The sequence below is a fragment of the Nostoc sp. KVJ20 genome, from assembly GCF_001712795.1.
In the GTDB taxonomy this organism is placed as follows: domain Bacteria; phylum Cyanobacteriota; class Cyanobacteriia; order Cyanobacteriales; family Nostocaceae; genus Nostoc.
This window is the reverse complement of sequence record NZ_KV757626.1, coordinates 1-19,968: the sequence shown is the minus strand read 5'-3', so window position 1 is coordinate 19,968 and position 19,968 is coordinate 1. Positions and strand designations below refer to the sequence as shown.

Here is a 19,968-nt window from a genome sequence, read left to right as displayed (position 1 = left end):
ACTTCTACTGGAGGATGATTTATGTCATCACAACTGATTCGGTTGATTTCTTTGGGCAGTATTGGCTTATCTTTGTGTCTGGGAAATTCGGCAGCGATCGCGCAATATGATTCTACTGGCGATGGCGTTGTTGTACCAACAATACCATCAGGTGGCTCATCAGTACCAATTGACACATCTACAGGCATACCACCTTCACCCTCAGTTGACGGTACAACTCGGTTTAGCTGTCAGACTTACAATGGACAGTATACTGTCATGTATCAGCCACAAAGTCAACCAGGACAATTCTTTCCTTGGGCGGCACCTGCGGCTTTGGGTGGTGGTTGGGACGCACAAAAGCGTTGTGCAGCGATCGCTAGTCGCTTAGAACTTTATCGCCCAGATGGCTTACAAGAACTCCAGACATCGGTAGAAAATAACGAAAATACTGTCTGCGTCACAACTGAAACGAACCCAAACTGTAGAATTGTGCTGACAGTCCCCCGTGGAAAAGACCCCTTTGTTATCCGCAATAGCATTTTTCAAAACTTGACTACTGCTGATAGTGGACAGCAAACCATAGCTGTTAATACTTATGGCAATCGCAATAGTGGAAGCAACGAAATATATAATTTAGGACGCACACTTCTGGGTAGTGGCAATAATCGGGTTAGTTCATCTAGAAGTGGGATTAATTTGAAACCTTTCCTCGATCGCCAAGATGGTGGTACTGGAAATAATTTGCGGAGTGGAGTAGCAATTCGTCGTCAGTCTCAACCTAACGGTGCTCGTCTAGCTCCTGGTAAGTTCCGGTAAAGCAAGAGTGGCTTTTAATACAAAATGACTTTCAAATAAAAAATATCCAACTACTTATTCTGGGGCGGGCATCTTGTCCGCCTTTTTTATGCAATACGCTTGGGTTAAGGGCGAATGGCACTAAGAAAAGGGAAAATCGTTGAGGCAGCAGGGGTGCAGAGGAGCAAAGGAGCAGGGGAGAAACAAGAAGTTTTAGGTATTGCGTTCGGATATTTAGAAATTCCCCTCTGCGCCCCTGCCCCTCTGCTCCTCTGCAATCCTTACGCTGCCTACCATTCAGCTTAACTTAGTGCCATTCGGTTAAGGGCTAATAGTACAAAATTGTGGGTTTTCAAGACGCGATAAATCGCCGTCTCTACATGAACTTTATTGCTTTTTTATGGGCGTAAAATTGCTGCCCCTCCGACTTCTTCAACTAAATCCAGGTTTATTTCTCAGAGCAACTGACTAGCAAATATTTGTTCTTTTAACCTTTTGCTAGCGGTTTCTTAATGTTGCCGAGATAACTTGAGGTTGCTGAATATGGATTAATGCTAGTAAAATCCGTAGCTTTTTTGACCAAAAAATAGGTTTTTTTGATAGTGATATTGCGATTGTCAATGTGACTTGATTATGCTTGCCAATTATTCCTGAATATCAGCTTTTCAGGTGGTTCTCAAACAATACAAAATAAATTGAAGGAGACGTTATTAATGGCTTTGACACAAGGCGATATTGCTTTTATCTCTTTCAATGCCGATGAAGATGGTTGGTCTATTGTCACGTTTGTAGACATAGACCCGGATACAATCATTTACTTCACTGATAACGAAGCTACTAGCCTGACAGCTTTTAACACTGGGGAGTCTTATTTTCAGTGGAATTCAGGAGCTAGTACAATTACTGCTGGTACTGTAATTCGTTTCAGCGCAGTTGACAATGCTGCTAATCTAGCAGCGTCAATTGGTACATTCAGTAGGGTTAGCGTTTCTGGTAGTGCTAACTATGGTCTTGCTGCATCTGATGAGACTCTTTATGCTTATCTCGGCACTAGCGCCACTGCTCCCACCACATTTCTGGCTGGTGTGTCAAGTGAGGGGACAACAAATCTGACTCCTGCTGGGCTAAGTAATGGAGTTAATGCGATCGCACTCTCGAATGACTCTGACTATGGGGTATATAATGGTTCACGCAGTGGACAAGCCAGTTTTGCCAACTACAAACCGCTGGTTAACAACATCGCCAATTGGTTCGATGGTGGAGATGGTAGTTATGCTGCAACAGTCCCAGATACCACAAACTTTGCGATCGCTAGTGGAAATCCCACAGTCAATTTATCTGTAAACGCTAACTCCGGAACTGAAGCAGGTACAACCCAAATTACAGTTACGGCTACTGCTTCTAGTGCTGTTTCCGGTAATCAAACAGTTAACTTAGGCGTAAGCGGAACTGACATCACCGCCGGAGATTACAACCTCAGCAACAATATCATCACAATTCTTGACGGACAAACCGCAGGTTCCGTCACCTTCACCGTTGTAGATGATGCTGTAATTGAAGGCACAGAAACCGCTACATTAACCATCAGTAATCCTTCCGCAGGTATTACACTGGGCACTACTTCCCAAAATATCACGATCGCTGATAACGATGCTGTGTTTCCAATTGTCAACTTATCCCTCAGCAGCACTACTGGCTTGGAAGCAAACACAACAGCAATCACCGTTACGGCTACTGCATCCAGTGCCGTATCTGGGAATCAGACCGTTAATTTAGGGGTTTCGGGAACAGGCATCACTAGCGGAGATTTTTACCTCACCAACAATATCATCACCATTCCTAGCGGAGAAACCACTGGTTCTGTTACCTTTATCGTTGCCGATGATGCGATCGCAGAAGGAACAGAAACCGCAACATTGACCATTGGTACACCCTCCGCAGGTATTATCCTGGGCAGCACCACTTCCCAAAATATTACGATTACCAACAATAACTCCAGCTTTTTGCAGAAAATTGGCGGTTTCACCAGTACAAATGGAGCCGAAATATCCGCCTTTGATCCTGGAAGCGATCGCCTGTTTGTGGTTGCTGGCAGCATAATTGAAATTTATAACGTCAGCAATACAGGTGCGGTAACCTCGGCTGGTACTTTGACAACAGGATTTACTCCCCCCGCAGGTACGCAAGCCATTCCCAACAGCGTGGCGGTGAAAAATGGCATTGTCGCAGTCGCTTACGCCATCCAAAACACCACCACAAACGCCCAACAGATAGGACAGGTGAGTTTCTACAATGCCGCCAGTGGCAACTTCTTGAACTCGGTGGCGGTGGGTGCATTACCAGATATGCTCACCTTTACCCCCGATGGTACGAAGGTATTAGTAGCAAATGAAGGAGAACCCAACAGCTACGGGCAACCAAATTCGGTAGATCCTGAAGGTTCAGTCAGTATTATTAATATTTCTGGTGGCGTGGCTAACGCAACCGTTGCCCAAGCCTCATTTACCAGCTTCAATAGCCAGATGGCTACACTCAAAGCCGCAGGCGTGCGGATTACTGGGCCCGGCTCGACGGTAGCACAAGATTTAGAACCAGAATACATTGCAGTAGATCCAGACGGTAAAACCGCACGGATTACATTGCAAGAAAACAATGCGATCGCTATTCTGGATATTGCTAGCGCCACCATCACCAGCATTTTGCCTCTGGGTGCGAAAAATCACAATCTCCCAGGTAATGGATTAGATGCTAGCGATCGCGATGGTAAAATCAATATTCAGAATTGGCCGATATTTGGGTTATATCAACCCGATGCGATCGCTAGTTTCAGTGCCAACGGACAAACCTATTACATTACCGCCAACGAAGGAGATTCCCGCGACTACACTGGTTTTAGCGAGGAAATCCGGGTGGGTGCAGCTGGATATGTTTTAGATCCAACTGTTTTCCCAAATGCGGCTACCCTAAAACAAAACACCAATCTGGGACGGTTGCAATTAACCGGGGCCACGGGTGATATCGATGGAGACGGAGATTTCGATCGGATTGAAGCATTGGGGGCGCGTTCCTTTTCGATTTGGGACGCAAGCGGTAATCAGATATTCGACAGTGGCGACCAATTTGAACAAATCACCGCAACTAAAGTACCAACCCTGTTTAACTCAGATGGTGCAGCTGATACTTTTGACAGCCGCAGTGATAACAAGGGGCCCGAACCCGAAGGCGTAGTGATCGGAGTCATCAACAACCGCACTTATGCTTTTGTTGGTTTAGAACGGACTGGCGATGTCATCGTTTATGAAGTGACAAATCCGCAAGCGCCAAGCTTCGTTCAATATATCAACACTCCTGAAGATATTGCGATCGAAGGGCTAACCTTTGTCTCGGCGGCTGACAGTCCCACAGGCAAGCCTTTGTTAGTTACCACAAACGAAGTCAGCAAAACGGTTGCGGTGTTTGAAGTAACTCCATCCGTTCGGATTAGCGATATTCAGGGAACGGGGCATATTTCATCCTTTAGAAATCAGACTGTCAATAATGTAGCGGGAATTGTCACGGTTAAAACAAGTAACGGTTTTTACTTGCAAGACCCCACTCCAGACAGCGACGATCGCACTTCCGAAGGCATTTTTGTTTTCACATCATCAGCACCAACTGTATCCGTCGGTGATTCCATATTAGTCAGTGGAACAGTTACAGAGTTTCGTCCAGGTAATAATGCCAATAACCTGACGACCACAGAAATTACTAGCCCGACGATAGTCAAACTCTCCAGTGGAAATGCTTTGCCAACTGCCACGATTTTGGGTAATGGCGGCAGAACTATTCCAACAACGGTAATTGATAACGATACTACTGGTAATATCGAAACTGGAACAACCACCTTTGACCCAGCCCAGGATGGCATTGATTTCTACGAAAGCTTAGAAGGAATGCTAGTCCAGATAAATAATCCTGTGGCAGTTAGTCCGACAAATTCTTTTGGGGAAATTTGGGTACTCGCAGACGATGGTGCTAATGCCACCGGACGTACAGCCCGTGGCGGTATCGTAATTAGCCCTAACGATTTTAATCCAGAGCGTATCCAAATTGATGACACGCTGTTTACCTCTGGTAGCTCACCCAAAGTTAACGTCGGTGCTACTTTGGACACGATTACAGGTGTGGTGGATTATAACTTCAGCAACTATGAAGTTCTACCTACCTCAGTGACAGTGACTTCAAACACGCTGACCAGGGAAGTAACTAATTTAACTCCTACTACCGACCAACTGACAGTTGCTACCTACAACGTCGAAAACCTTGACCCAGGTGATGAGCCAACCAAGTTTAACAACCTGGCTAACCGCATTGTTAATAATCTGAAATCCCCAGATATCATTAGTTTGGAAGAAATTCAGGACAATAACGGGCCGACAAATGATAGCGTAGTTGATGCCAGTGCCACCTTCCAAAAATTAATTGATACAATCATTGCTGCTGGTGGCCCCACATATCAATATCGGCAAATTAACCCAGTAGACGATACGAACGGCGGTGAACCTGGGGGAAATATCCGGGTTGGCTTCTTATTTAATCCCAGTCGTGTCAACTTTGTAGATCGCCCCGGTGGTAGTTCTACTGCCAGTACCACAGTTACCAATGTCTCTGGTGTTCCCACAGTTTCTAATAGTCCTGGCTTAATCGACCCCACCAACTCCGCTTTTACCAGCAGTCGTAAGCCGTTAGTAGGTGAATTTACTTTCAACGGTGAAACTGTTTATGTAATTGGCAATCACTTTAACTCTAAAGGTGGCGACCAACCATTATTTGGGCCGAATCAACCACCAACTCTCACTAGCGAAACCCAGCGTCAGCAACAAGCTACCCTGGTAAAAAACTTTGTCAGCAGTATTTTAGCGATCGACCCCAATGCCAATGTCGTAGTGGCGGGTGACTTAAATGACTTTGAGTTTTCCAACCCCGTCAACACCATAGAAAGCGCTGGACTGACTTCCTTAATTGAAACGCTACCGCAAAATGAGCGTTACACCTACAACTTTCAAGGTAACGCCCAAACCCTTGACCACGTTTTAGTTAGTAACAACTTGCTCAACAAGCTAGATGGGTATGATGTCGTTCACATTAACTCAGAGTTTGCTGATCAGGATAGCGATCATGACCCTAGCGTGGCTCGGTTTAATCTCCCTAAAAACAATGCCCCCACGGTAGTACAACCGATTGACGACCAAATCATCTCTACTAATAAACCCTTCTCTTTCAATGTCAGTAACAAATTTGCTGACATCGATCAAGGCGATACCCTCAGCTACAGTGCTACGGGCTTACCCGCTGGATCTAGCATCGTTGCAAACACAGGTGTAATATCTGGCAATATCTCCCAAACTGGGATTTTTGCAGTCACAGTTACCGCTGCTGATGGCAAAGGCGCTAATGTTAGCGATACCTTTGACCTGACTGTGGCCAATAACAAGGCGACATTTGGCAACGATATCATCTTTGTTAGCGAACTTACGGGTTTGAACAGATACATAGTCAATGCTCTAGCTGGAAGCGATCGCGTTATCGGCACTAATGGCAGTGAGTTAATCAATGGTGGAGCAGGTAATGATTACCTGGATGGCAAGGGAAGCATAGATGTACTCCTTGGCGGCGATGGCAATGACACAATTTTAGGTGGACTTGGCAGTGACGCACTTTCTGGGGGTAATGGTGATGACCGCCTGATTGGTTGGGGGGGCGGCACAAACGAAATCGACCTCCTCAACGGCGAGCAAGGTGCAGATACTTACGTCTTGGGTGATGTGACTTCAGTTTTCTATGCCAATTCCGGCAACAGTGACTACGCCTATATTCTCAACTTCCAAGCAAACGATCAGATTCAGCTTAAGGGAGTTGCTAACAATTACTCACTAGGGTCAGTTAGATCGGATGTGGGCATTTTCACCAACAATGGAGCGGAATTGATTGCTGTTGTGGAAAACGGGTTAAACCGCAATACCAATTTGGCAACAGATACTCGTTTCGTCTTTGTTTAACGCAGATTCCTGCGATCGCTTGGCTCATGCAGAGGCGCAGAGTCGAATGGCACAAAAGCCCAAAAGGTTGTGTCGTCTCGTTCCCAGCCTGGAGGCTGGGAACCAGTCAGAACAAGGGCTGTATCTTTTCTTAGTGCCATTCGGCGCAGAGTCCCAGTGAGTAAGAGTTGGAATGCAAGAAACGCCCATTCCGCACTCCCAATTTTCAAAGCAGTCTCATGTCTGGAATCTACCAGAGAATTCAACTATGGTAACTACAAGCACAATTCGCTTTTCCCAGTTCAATGCTTCTTTGAATCGGAACGCTGAAGGTCAGTTATTAAGTGATTTATCTACCCCCGATAATGCTCAGGCAAAGGCGGTTGCAGAAATCATCCAGCGCAATAACCCAGATGTGCTACTAATTAACGAGTTTGACTACTCCCCGGAGGCAGTTCAACTATTCCAGCAAAATTATCTAGCCATCAGCCAAAACGGTACAACTCCCGTTGACTACCCCTACTTCTACATCGCTCCTTCCAATACGGGTATTGCTTCTGGGTTTGACTTAAACAACGACGGTACAGCAGTTACAACCCCAGGCGAACCAGGATATGGCGATGATGCCTTGGGATTCGGTAATTTTCCTGGTCAATTCGGGATGCTGCTGCTGTCCAAATATCCCATTGACACTGCCAATATTCGCACCTTCCAAAACTTCCTTTGGAAGGATATGCCCAATGCCTTGCTTCCCGATGACCCCGCAACACCACAGCCAAATGATTGGTATTCTGACGAGGAACTCGAAGTTGTGCGTCTTTCCTCCAAGAGTCATTGGGATGTACCCATTCAGGTGAATGGGGAGACAATTCACATCCTCGCCAGCCATCCCACACCACCAGTATTTGATGGGCCAGAAGACCGCAACGGTAAGCGCAACCATGACGAGATTCGCTTTTGGTCAGACTATATTACTCCTGGTAAAGGTAATTACATCTATGATGATGAGGGCAAAACGGGCGGGATTGCTGCTGGATCAAGCTTTGTGATTGTGGGTGATCAAAATGCTGATCCGTTGGATGGTGATAGTTTTGACAATGCTATTCGCCAACTATTGCAAAATCCCAATATCAATACTAATGTCATCCCTACCAGTCTGGGTGCGCCCCAACAATCAGATTTGCAGGGTGGTGCAAACGCTAGCCAAAACGGTAATCCTAGCTTTGACACCGCAGACTTTGCTGATAATACTCCCGGAAATCTGCGGACTGATTACGTGTTGCCCTCCGCTGATCTGACAATTGCCAACTCAGGAGTATTTTGGCCTCTAAATACTGACCCAACATTCCCCTTGGTAGGTACCTTTCCTTTCCCCAGTTCCGACCATCGCTTGGTGTTCGCAGATGTGCAAACTGGGCCAAATGAACCAGGTAAAACCATTCCTCGTGCAGGATTTGTGGAAGAAACTACCTTTGTTACTGGCTTTATTCCTGCTGGTATGGCGGGTACTGTGAATGGTGTACAGACTCCACTGGGAGGACTATCTGGTGTCACTTACGACGCTGCAAATAACCGCTACTACGCTATTTCAGACGATCGCTCACAATTTGGCCCCGCCCGCTTCTATACTTTCACTGCTGATACTGAGGTGACTTTTACCAATGTCACACCTCTGAAAGATAGTGATAACAACTTATTTGCAACATTTAGTATTGACCCAGAAGGCATTGCTTTAACCAACAATGAGACTGTTTTCATCTCTTCTGAAGGTGAAGTTAATCCTGGTGCAGGTCGAGTTAGCGATCCCTTTATTAAGGAATTTTCCCTGACAACAGGGCAAGAATTGCGATCGCTATTTGTCCCCAGCAAATTCCTGCCAGTAGTTCAGGATACCAACGGTAACGGTCTTGTCGATGCAGGTGACACGCAGACATCGGGTGTTTACAATAATTTGGGATTTGAAAGCCTCACCATCACACCCGACCAGAAAACCCTATTCACCGCTACCGAAAACGCACTTTCTCAAGATGGATTAAGGGCTTCACTCACCAGCGGCAGTCCTTCCCGAATTCTGCAATACAATCTGCTTAGTGGGCAACCAGAAAAAGAATACCTCTACATTACTGATGCGATCGCGGATGTACCCAACCCTAGCACAGGCTTTGCTGACAATGGTTTAGTAGATTTACTTGCGATCGATAACCGAGGAACCTTGCTGGCGGTAGAGCGTTCCTTTGCCCAAGGTGTAGGCAACACTATCAAAATTTACGAAGTTTCTCTGCAAGGATCAACAGATATTAGCTTCTACGATTCTCTCAATAATCTGAGTACTGAGCAACTAGAAGCTATCCAACCCGCTCAAAAACGCCTGCTATTAAATTTAAATGATCTGGATTTGCCTAACGGTACAGATAACATCGAAGGCATCACCTTTGGCCCCAAATTAGCAGATGGTAGTCAGTCGATTGTGTTGGTAAGTGATAACAACTTCAACCAGAGCCAATTTACCCAAATCCTCACGCTCGATGCAGACTTAGTTCCAACTGCTGCACCCACAGTAGAAACCCGTCCCGATTTGTTGGATGATGAAACACTCCCAGTCGATCAACGGGCCGATGCTGATGATCCTGCCATCTATATTAATGCTACAAATTCTGCTGATAGCCTAGTATTAACCTCAGTGAAAAATGGCGGACTGCGGGTTTATGACTTGTCTGGTAATTTGTTAGAGACAGTTAATCCGGGTGGTATTCGCTACAACAACATTGACCTGCAATACGGTTTTAAATTAGGCGATCAATCTATTGATATTGCCGTAGCTAGCGATCGCAACAATGATAAACTAGCAATCTTCAAAATTAACCCCAACCCTGGTGCTGACGGCAATTACCTGGAAGATATTACCGACAGCAGTCTTAGTACTCTCTTCCAAGGGCTACCTTTTGAAGAACCTTATTCCTCATCTTCTCGGAGTGCTTACGGACTGGCATTGTACCGTAGTCCAATCACCAATGATTATTATGTCTTTGCCAATCGCCGCGAAACTGGAGATGTCGCTCAGTTTAAACTGATTGATAAAGGTAATGGCAAAATTGGTATTGAACGAGTCCGAGAATTTACTGTACCAACAATTGGCGATCGCGATCCGCAAACAGAGGGTATGGTAGTAGACCAGGAAACTGGTTTCCTCTACATCGGCCAGGAAAATGTCGGTATCTGGAAATTCCAAGCAGAACCAAACGGCGGCACAACTGGCAAGCTAATTGATCAAGTCAGAGATTTGGGCGGTACTAACCTTACTGATGACGTAGAAGGACTGACCATTTATTACGGCAAAAATGGTACAGGCTACTTATTAGCATCTAGCCAAGGTGACAATACCTTTGTTGCCTACACCCGTGAAGGTAACAACGAATACGTGGGTAACTTTGCCGTTGGAAACAATGGGCCAATTGACAGCGTACAAGAGTCAGATGGTGCAGAAGTAATTAACGTGCCACTGGGGCCTAACTTTCCATTTGGTTTATTTGTCACTCAAGATGGTTCCAATGAACCTGCCACAATAGTCAGTGATGAAGGTGAAGAAGAAAATATCAGTTCTAACTTCAAGCTAGTGCCTTGGGAAAATATTGCCAATGTTTTCCCTAATTCTCTAACTATTGACACCACTAGTTACGATCCACGCAATCCTGTTGCTCAACCCAAACTGACTATCTATGAATTTGAAAATCTACCCAAGTTAGGAACAACCTCTGAAAATCAAGATATTTTCTTAGGTGGTTTCTCTGGGTTGTATTTCCAAGGGTTTGCAGCAAATGGGAATCTGAAGTTTGTCACTCACACAGACCGGGGCCCCAATGGAGAACCTGATGGTGTAAACAGACCATTTTTATTACCCGACTTTCAACCAGAAATAGTCAGCTTTCAACTCAACCGCACCACAGGTGAAATCAATATTACCAAGAGAACGGGGCTATTCCGTCAAGATGGGACAACGCCATTAACTGGATTGCCTAACTTGCAAGCTGTAGGAAACGGTTTAGCCTACACAGATGAAATTGCCGTTGACTTAGACAGCAATGTTCTCGCTAACGATCCTTTGGGTGCTGACTTAGAGGGAATTGTAATTGCGGAAAATGGAGATTATTGGCTGGTAGATGAATACCGTCCGGCAATTTATCACTTTGATGTTGATGGTAAATTAATTGACCGCTTTATCCCTCAAGGAACCGCCACAGCACCCAACCCAGATCAACCAGTGGGAACTTTTGGCACTGAGGTATTGCCAGAAGTTTATGCCCAACGCCGCAATAACCGAGGATTTGAAGCTGTCGCCCTGGAAGGTGATAAATTATACGCCTTTATCCAGAGTCCAATTGATAATCCAGATGTCGCCAATGATGCGACTTCCAGAAGTTCTCTCAACCTGCGAATTCTAGAGTTTGATATTGTCACCAAGCAGGTAACAGGAGAGTATTTATATCGCTTAGAAGGTCTACCAGCAACCGATAAGATTGGCGATGCAGTTTCCTTGGGTAACGGCAAATTTGCGGTAATTGAGCGAGATGACAATGGTACGTCTGCTGGCAATAAACTAATTTACCAAATTGATTTAGCCGGGGCGACTAACATCAACAACCCTGCTAACTTTACCTTACCGGCTGATAAAACCATTGAACAACTTACCTCTGCCGAGTTAGCTACTGCCAATATTACCCCTGTCACCAAAAGTCTAATCGCTAATGCCGCTCAGTTGGGTTACACCGGAGTAGAAAAATTAGAAGGTTTGGCGCTGGTAGCACCCAACACTCTGGCTTTGCTTAACGACAACGACTTTAACGTTACGGGTAATACACCTGCTGAAAAACTCGGCATTCTCGAATTACCCAATAACCTAACAGTTGTAGAGCCTCCTTTCCCGAACGGTTTTGGTTCTAGCAACAGTGATACTGTCAATCTTGAGCCAGGACAATTCTTTAGTGCAGGTGATGGTGCAGACTTTGTAGAAGGTACTGAAGGTAACACAATCGAGGCTGGGAACGGTGATGACACCGTACTTGCAGGGAGTGACTCTTCAATATTTGGGGGAGAGGGTAATGATCAGATATTTATTGGCCAAAATGGCCCGGCTAAAAATACCAATGCTGATGGTGGCAATGGTGATGATTTGATTGTCGTGGTAGAAGCCAGTGGCAGTAATAATTTATTTGGTGGGGCAGGTGATGATACTCTCACAGTAATTGAAGGTTCTCGCCAATCATTATTCGGTGGTTCCGGTAATGATAACCTTAGCAGTGGCGGTAGCAATAACCGTCTCTCCGGTGGTTCTGGAGATGACAAACTTTTCTCAAATATCAATGATTCGCTATTTGGTGGCGATGGTGATGATGTGCTATTTGCCGGTCAAGGAGGTAGTAATCGCCTGAGTGGTGGTGCTGGTGCTGACCAATTCTGGATTGCTAATGGTAGTCTGCCAATTAGTAATAACATCGTGACTGATTTCACAGTCGGGATTGACAAAATTGGGCTTGGTGGTGTTGGCGTAACTCAATTTTGTGGGCTAACGCTGTCGCAACAGGGTAATGACACTTTGGTGAAAATAGGAAATACTGAGTTGGCTTCATTGTTGGGAATTATCTCAACTAGCCTGACTGCAAATGACTTTGTTTTCTCTCCTAGCGTCGTGGCTTAATTTGTTGCCTAGCGTTATCCCAGTCCTAAATCATTTCTAAACAACGAGATCCCCGACTTCTTAAAGAAGTCGGGGATCTAAATATTTCATGTATTGCAAAAATTTTCATGAATTTATAAGCCAATACAGTTCAGAATGAGCAACAAAACCCTCATGTAGAGACGGTGATTTATCGCGTCTTCAAATACCAATTACCTACACCAATAAACCTTAAGCCAAGCGTATTGATTTATAAGCCCTTACAATTTATAAAAATATGCGATCGCTAGCCAACTCAGACTGAAAAATTAAGTTTTATATTTTCAAATATATCAAGAAATAATTAAATAGCCAAACTATCAAGATTAAACGTCAATTGGTGGATTTCATTTATCAAACCAACCTCAGCAGACTGAAATTTTGGTACTAACCTAAGAGGATATTTGAAAAGTCCTCTTCTTGGTAGCAAAACGTTCTAGATCCCCCTAAATCCCCCTTATAAAGGAGGACTTTAACTCCGGTTCCCCCCTTTTTAAGGAGGGTTAGGGGGGATCTAAAAGTGCCTAAAGTCACAGAGAAATACTTTTCAAACAACCTCTAAGACTATTACCATTTTTTGATTGAGTGGATTTTAATCATTTCTTCCAGCTAGCTTATTGTTTTCTTAATCTTCTCATGAAAATATCTTTACTGCTAGCTAAGTTCTCCCTACTACTATCAACAGATTTCAATTCTGTATCTAAACTCATTACTCACTAACACTGATTAGCAGTTGACATCTCATTCTCATTTCTCAAGCTTTCAATAACTCTGAGAGAATACACTTTTTATAAATGCATTCTCGGTGTTAATGACAAAATCGGACTTAACGGACTTGCCCAAACTGTAGTATTGTAATTCTGAAATTTACCCGTAATTCCGGTTTTTAGCGTGAGAACATGATTTGTTTTTCTCACAAGTGATGCAATGAGAGAACTTGATTAGTTTGCGAACCAGTTAAATCCAAATACCCAACCAACATTCTAATTATGGCAATTGAATTAGTAGGCTTTGCCTCTTTACCTGCTGATACCTATGGTGATGGGCCTGTTTCTGGTGAGGGAATTTCAGCCAATGGCAGAACGGGGCCTTTCCCAGGACAGCCAATACAAGGCTTCAGTGGTGTACAGTTTGCTAATAATGACTCTTTATACTTTCTGTCAGATAATGGTTACGGCAGCAAAGATAATAGTGAAGACTTTCTGTTACGCATCCATCGTCTAGACCCAAGTTTTAAGGGAACAGAAAATGGAGATGGCACTGTTAAAGTTTTAGACTACATTCAACTATCTGATCCCAATAACAAGATTCCTTTCCAAATAGTTAATGAAGGAACTACCGATAGATTACTAACTGGTGCAGACTTGGATGTAGAGTCATTCGTCTTTGATAAAGACGGGACAATTTGGATTGGAGAAGAGTTTGGCCCCTACCTACTACATTTTGATGCCGCTGGTAAGCTGTTAGAAGCTCCCATTGCTACACCTGACTTCTTCAAAACTCTAGATGGAAAAGCACCTAAAATTCTTGGTCACAGAGGTGCTAGTGGAAAACTTCCAGAACATACTCTAGAAGCTTACAAACAAGCAATTGCGGACGGTGCTGATTTTATTGAGCCTGACTTAGTAGTAACAAAAGATGGCGTGTTGATTGCTCGTCATGAACCTGCTTTGGCAATTTTGAATGCTGATGGCACTCTTAATTTAAGCAATACAACCACAGACGTTTACGATATTACCAAATATCCACAGTTTGCCGATCGCAAGAAAACAGTCAGTCTAGATGGAACTGAAATCACAGGTTGGTTCGCTGAAGACTTCACTTTAGAAGAAATCAAGACTTTAAAAGCGATACAGCGTGTACCTTTCCGCGACCAATCCTTCAATGGTCAATTTGAAATTCCTACCCTCGCCGAAATCATCGACTTGGTTAAGGAAGTAGAAGCCGAGACGGGTAAAAAGATTGGCATCTATCCTGAAACTAAGCATCCCACCTATTCTGCCGAAGAAGCTACTTATGTCGGCACTACGGAGAAAATTAACAGAAACATCAGTGAAATCCTGATCGATACACTTAAGGCTGAGAATTTTACCGATCCCAGTCGCATCTTCATCCAATCCTTTGAAGTGGGTAATCTCAAGGATCTCCACGATCGCATTATGCCAGAGGCAGGGGTAGATATTCCCCTGGTTCAACTTTTCGATGCCGCTGGAATTAGGCTAAACGGTGAGATCATAGAGACTCAGCCTTATGATTTTGAAGTCAGTAACGACCTTCGGACTTATGGCGACTTAAGGACTCCAGAAGGTTTGGCTGAAATCGCTACCTATGCTGATGGTATTGGCCCTTGGAAGCGGTTAATTGTCAGTGTTAAAGGTACTGATGCTAATAATGATGGTTTGGCAGATGATATCAACAACGACGGCACAGTAAATGAAGCTGACAGAACACTGTTACCTCCCACTACTTTAGTTCAAGATGCTCACAATGCAGGTTTACAGGTTCATCCCTACACCTTCCGCGATGAAGACCTGTATTTAGCAGCAGATTACCAAGGGAATCCAGAACTAGAATTTCAGCAATTTTTTCAATTAGGGGTAGATGCACTGTTCACAGACTTCCCAGATACAGGGGATAAAGTTCGAGATTTCTTGAGTGATCCTCAGAATAACTTAGTGCGATCGCCACAAAACCCCGATGTTCTCTCAGGAGACGCTTTTGCTAACTTGGGTGGCTCAAAAGGTTTTGAAGGTGGAGCAATCAACGCCAGCAAAACCAAGCTCTATATGCTGCTAGAGGGTACGGTTCAAGGTGATGCTCCCGGTGCGTTGCGGATTAACGAATTTGATATTGCCAGCCGCAAGTACACCGATAATAAACTTTACTACAAGCTGGAAAATCCCGCGTATGCGATCGGTGATCTAGCAGTCATCAATGACAATGAATACTTAGTCGTTGAGCGGGATGGTGGTCAAGGAACTTCTGCTCAATTCAAAAAGATTTTCAAAATAGACCTGTCTAAAACAGACTCTAATGGCTATGTAGTCAAAGAAGAAGTTGCAGACTTGTTGAATATCCAAGACCCCAACGACCTCAATGGAGATGGTAAAACCACTTTTGACTTCCCGTTTGTAACCATTGAAAATGTTTTAGTTGTTGACAAAAACACTATTTTGGTAGCTAATGACAACAACTATCCTTTCTCAACAGGTCGTCCTGGAGGTGATCCTCAGAATCCAGTCATAGACAATAATGAAATTATTCTCTTAAAGCTGGAGAATCCCCTCAACCTTGCTCCTGGTGTAGGTCAACCAAAAGCCGAAGAAATTAAATTTGGCTCCACAACCAGTGATGATATTACAGCCCAGCCAAATCAAACCTTATTTACAGGCGATGGAGCAGATTTTGTCGAGGCTACTCAAGGTAACACCATCCAAACCGGGAACGGGGATGACACGGTGCTTGTGGGTAATGACTCTTCAGTGTCCACAGGAGACGGTGACGATCAAATATTCATTGGTCAAAATGGCCCGGCTCAAAATACCAGTGCCAATGGTGGTAATGGCGATGATCTTGTTGTCGTAATTGAAGCCAGTGGTAGTAATAATTTGTTTGGGGCAGCTGGTGCTGATACCCTGACAGTAATTGAAGGTTCTCGTCAATTATCCTTCGGTGGCTCAGGTAAAGACACCCTCACCAGTAACGGCAGTAATAACCGTCTCTATGGTGGTTCTGGAGATGACAAACTCTTCTCCAATGTCGATGACTCTCTATCTGGTGGCGATGGTGATGATATTTTATTTGCTGGTCAAGGAGGCGGCAATCGCCTGAGTGGTGGTGCTGGTGCTGATCAGTTCTGGATTGCTAACGCCAGTCTGCCAACTAGCAAAAACATCGTGACTGATTTTGCGATCGGCATTGATAAAATCGGTCTGGGTGGGATTGGCGTTACTCAGTTTAGTGCCCTAACCCTATTGCAACAGGGTAGTGACACCTTAGTGAAAACTGGAAATACAGAGTTAGCTTCATTGCTGGGAATTACTTCAACTAGCCTCACAGCAAATGATTTCGTTTTTTCTGCTAGTGTCGTTTAGCCGAAACTGCAACATTCAAAATTAGTTAAACTGTAGCGATTTTGCTAATACGAGGAAGTATCACTTCCTCGTTTTTTTATCAAGAAAGGCAGAGGGCAGAAGGAATAATGCTTCCACCGTGACATTAGGGAAGAAGGGCTTAAAATCAATACGCTTGGGTTAAGGGCTAATAGTACAAAATTGTGGGTTTTTGGGACGCGATAAATCGCCGTCTCTACAAGTGTTTTGGTCTTATCTGAACTGTATTGGGTTTAAGATCCCACCAAATTTTTAATTTGGCTTTTATTCAGGACGGGTCTGAATCCCCAACTGAGGTAAGACCTCCTGCCTCCTGCCTCCTGCCTCCTGCCTCCTAACTCACCACTCTCATTGCCTGAGTTGGTATCCATACAGTAAAAATTGAGCCAATACTAACAGTTGATTCTACTTCAATTCGACCGCGATGGAGTTCTATCAGTTGTTTAGTTAAAGCTAGTCCAAGTCCAGTGCCTTCGTAGCGGCGGCGATAGGGTGTATCTAGTTGCTGAAATTTTTCAAACAGTAATGGTAATTGTTCATCAGGAATACCGATTCCGGTGTCTTCGACTTGAAAAATAGCAGTATCATCTTCTACCCAAAGACGTAAGGTGACGCTGCCATTTTCAGGGGTAAATTTAATGGCATTAGTTAACAGATTCCAGATAATTTGTTCTACTCGTTCGGCATCGGCGGTAAAGCGATCGCGCCTGGGATCGATTTGCAAATCAAGTATAAGATTAATTTGTTCGCTTGTTGCTTTTTTTCGCAGTGACTCCATAGCACTTTCGGCAACATTCACCAAAGAAAATTCTGAAATATTTAAAGCTGTTTTACCAGCCTCGATTTGTGATAAATCGAGGATGTCGTTAATCATTTCTAATAAATGTTCTCCACTATCGTGGATGGTTTGCAGATAACCGCGTTGTCGTTGACTCAATTCACCCAAAGGCCAGCGTAATAACGTCGAAGACATTCCAATCACATAAGTTAAAGGCGTGAGCAATTCATGACTGATAGTAGCGAGAAACTCACTTCTGATCCGGCTAGCAGCTTCAGCGGCGAGGAGAGCATCACGCAGAGCCATTGTGCGTTCAATAACTCGTTGTTCGAGATTTTGTTTTTCTTGGGTGAGGGTTTGCATTAACTCAGCTTGGTGAATAGCGATCGCTAATTGTTCTGCGATCGCAATTAGCAAGTTTTTTTCGCTATCATTCCACTGGTGTGGCTCATTGCACTGATGAGCAATCAGCAATCCCCACAGTTTGTCTTCAAAGATAATCGGTGCAGCAAACTTAGCCCTAACTTGGCATTCCCTTAAAAAATTCAACAAACACTCTTCTAAAGCATACGTTTTTTCGACATCATCCACAGCTAAGGTAAAACCTTGGCGATACTTCTCCCAACATTGAGAGGTTCGGATAAAGCAATTTTTTTCTGTGTAATTCAATACCGAGCTAATAGCATCTGTAGCACGGGCTTCATAGACAATATAACCCCCATACTGTTGGTAATCTTCTAGTATGGGTTGATTATTTACTGAGATAGAAGTTGAGCATTTTCCATTTACCTCGTCTGTAGAAGACTGGTATTGTTGAGTCTTGACTTTGGAAACTTCAAATTTATAAATTACTAATCTGTCTAATTCCAGAAACTCACGCACCTGTGTAATTGCCGTTGCCATAATCACTGGCAAATCTAGGCTCTTGCGGATCTGTGTTGTTACCTGATTTAACAACCGCTCTTGGGAAATCTGTTTTTTTAAAGCATCTTCCACTGGCTGACAGATATAAACTGCCGGCGCAGTTGGGCTTGGAGGTGCTATGATTTCTTGGTTTGGCTGAGTTAGGAGATATTCTAATAACAACAGCGTAAATTGACTTTGGAGCGTGGCATCATTGGGTTTAATAATTTGGCGATAACGTTCGAGATTTTGGTGAGTATAGGAATCGCACTCAAACAAGTCTCTCAATTCATAGACAAATGTTGCGATCGCCTCTAAATTAAACGTCAACTTAGCATTGAGTGCCGAGTAAATTTCTTGCTCCTCTGCTCCCCTGCTCCCCTGCTCCTCCTCACAGTTTCCTATCAAGAGCGCACTAAACTGCTCAGAAACCACTAGCGTAAACCTTTGCCTTTGCCACTCTACAGGTATGCAAATTCGCACCAACATAGCTTCTGTCAGTATCAGGGCGGCACTTCCCACCGTTTGAGCCATCTGTTCTAACAACTCCCCAAGCTGATTAAATACAACAATAGGTAAGGTTCGAGAAAAGCTCAAATCAGGAGAACTAAGCATTTTCAATCATTTTGGTAAGAGGGGGCAGAATGCAGGGAAAAAAGTTTGTTTTGATTATCTACTAACCAACAGTTTAAAACGGTAACACAGGATTATGCATCGTATAAGTAGCACATCGGGTGGATGGAATCAGTCAGAGGGTTTAATTTTTTTAGAACAAACTCCCGCGCCTTTCGTGTTGATTACGGCTGCTGATACTGACATTCAAACCTTGGCAGCTGCGGTGACAAAGTTACCCCCAAGCTTTCCGGCATTAAGAGTCGCCAACCTGTTGCAGTTGCAGCAACAGTTAAGCATTGATAGTTACGGTGAGCAAGTTTTGGAACTTGCCCAAGTAATTATTTTGCGCCTATTAGGAGGACGTTCTTACTGGGGTTATGGCTTAGAAGTAGTGCAAGAAATTGTGCAACGTAATGGTAGAACCCTCATTGTAATGCCAGGGGATGACGCTTTTGATCCCGATTTAATTTCCCAGTCTACCGTGCCCTTGGGTGTTGTTAACCAGGTATGGCAGTATTTTAGCGAAGGCGGCGTGGAAAATTTCGTTAATGCTCTGCAATTTATCTCCGATAGTTGCTTGTTAACTGCATATAATCCTGCACCACCTCAGCCGATTCCGCGTGTGGGATTGTATGAGTGGGGAGTGGGGAGTGGGGAGTGGGGAGCAGGGGAGCAGGGGAGCAGGGGGGCAGAGGGGCAGAGGAGTAAGGGAGAGTTAGAACTCCGTTCATCCACCTCTGAACTCCGTTCATCCACCTTTGAACTGGATGAATCCACCTTTGAACTCCGTTCATCCACCTTTGAACTGGATGAATCCACCTTTGAACTCCGTTCATCCACCTTTGAACTGGATGAATCCACCTCAGAACTCCGTTCATCCACCTCAGAAGCTCAGGGGTTCCAATACCCCATGCCCCATGCCCCATGCCCCATGCCCAAAATCGGCATCCTCTTCTACCGCGCTCATTATTTAGCGGGGAATACTATAGTTATTGATGCTTTATGCGAAGCTTCGGTACAGAAAAATTTACAACCAGTTCCAGTGTTGGTTTCTTC

8 protein-coding genes are annotated in these 19,968 nt (G+C 44.3%); 6 read left to right on the top strand and 2 right to left on the bottom strand.

The window, feature by feature from the left end; translation table 11 throughout:
* The first annotated feature begins 21 nt into the window (after nt 1–21).
* The 3 genes from A4S05_RS17515 (at nt 22) to A4S05_RS43390 (ending at nt 6,815) form a co-directional block, all read left to right on the top strand.
* The gene (locus tag A4S05_RS17515) at nt 22–798 is read left to right on the top strand and encodes a COP23 domain-containing protein (protein WP_069071080.1); all 777 of its coding nucleotides are present in this window, start codon (nt 22–24) and stop codon (nt 796–798) included.
* A gap of 114 nt (nt 799–912) precedes the next feature.
* On the top strand, nt 913–1,083 hold the full coding sequence (locus tag A4S05_RS41695) for a hypothetical protein (RefSeq protein WP_176727031.1): 171 nt from the start codon (nt 913–915) through the stop codon (nt 1,081–1,083).
* A 407-nt stretch (nt 1,084–1,490) separates the two neighbouring features.
* Entirely contained in the window at nt 1,491–6,815 is a 5,325-nt protein-coding gene (locus A4S05_RS43390; protein WP_084227145.1) for a choice-of-anchor I family protein, read from the top strand.
* On the opposite strand, the gene A4S05_RS17505 is transcribed toward A4S05_RS43390, so the two are convergent.
* Complete coding sequence (locus A4S05_RS17505) at nt 6,812–7,024, bottom strand: hypothetical protein (protein ID WP_141699741.1); 213 nt, start codon at nt 7,022–7,024, stop codon at nt 6,812–6,814. The genes A4S05_RS43390 and A4S05_RS17505 overlap by 4 nt on opposite strands.
* A gap of 38 nt (nt 7,025–7,062) precedes the next feature.
* Here A4S05_RS17505 and A4S05_RS17500 point away from each other — a divergent pair, with 38 nt between their 5' ends.
* Nucleotides 7,063–12,486, top strand: a complete 5,424-nt coding sequence (locus tag A4S05_RS17500; RefSeq protein WP_069071078.1) for a phytase — start codon at nt 7,063–7,065, stop codon at nt 12,484–12,486.
* 1,007 nt (nt 12,487–13,493) lie between these two features.
* On the top strand, nt 13,494–16,598 hold the full coding sequence (locus A4S05_RS17495; protein ID WP_370684463.1) for an esterase-like activity of phytase family protein: 3,105 nt from the start codon (nt 13,494–13,496) through the stop codon (nt 16,596–16,598).
* A 352-nt stretch (nt 16,599–16,950) separates the two neighbouring features.
* Here A4S05_RS17495 and A4S05_RS17490 read toward each other — a convergent pair whose 3' ends face one another.
* On the bottom strand, nt 16,951–18,912 hold the full coding sequence (locus A4S05_RS17490) for a GAF domain-containing sensor histidine kinase (protein WP_069071076.1): 1,962 nt from the start codon (nt 18,910–18,912) through the stop codon (nt 16,951–16,953).
* 94 nt (nt 18,913–19,006) lie between these two features.
* Here A4S05_RS17490 and A4S05_RS40355 point away from each other — a divergent pair.
* The coding region (locus tag A4S05_RS40355; protein ID WP_176727030.1) for a cobaltochelatase subunit CobN at nt 19,007–19,968 on the top strand (962 nt) is incomplete at its 3' end.

What these genes read in the sequence shown, in the direction of transcription:
- A4S05_RS17490 (WP_069071076.1), bottom strand. Translation starts at nt 18,912, where the DNA reads ATGCTTAGTTCTCCTGATTTGAGCTTTTCTCGAACCTTACCTATTGTT.
- A4S05_RS17515 (WP_069071080.1), top strand. Translation starts at nt 22, where the DNA reads ATGTCATCACAACTGATTCGGTTGATTTCTTTGGGCAGTATTGGCTTA.
- A4S05_RS41695 (WP_176727031.1), top strand. Translation starts at nt 913, where the DNA reads ATGGCACTAAGAAAAGGGAAAATCGTTGAGGCAGCAGGGGTGCAGAGG.
- A4S05_RS17500 (WP_069071078.1), top strand. Translation starts at nt 7,063, where the DNA reads ATGGTAACTACAAGCACAATTCGCTTTTCCCAGTTCAATGCTTCTTTG.
- A4S05_RS17495 (WP_370684463.1), top strand. Translation starts at nt 13,494, where the DNA reads ATGGCAATTGAATTAGTAGGCTTTGCCTCTTTACCTGCTGATACCTAT.
- A4S05_RS43390 (WP_084227145.1), top strand. Translation starts at nt 1,491, where the DNA reads ATGGCTTTGACACAAGGCGATATTGCTTTTATCTCTTTCAATGCCGAT.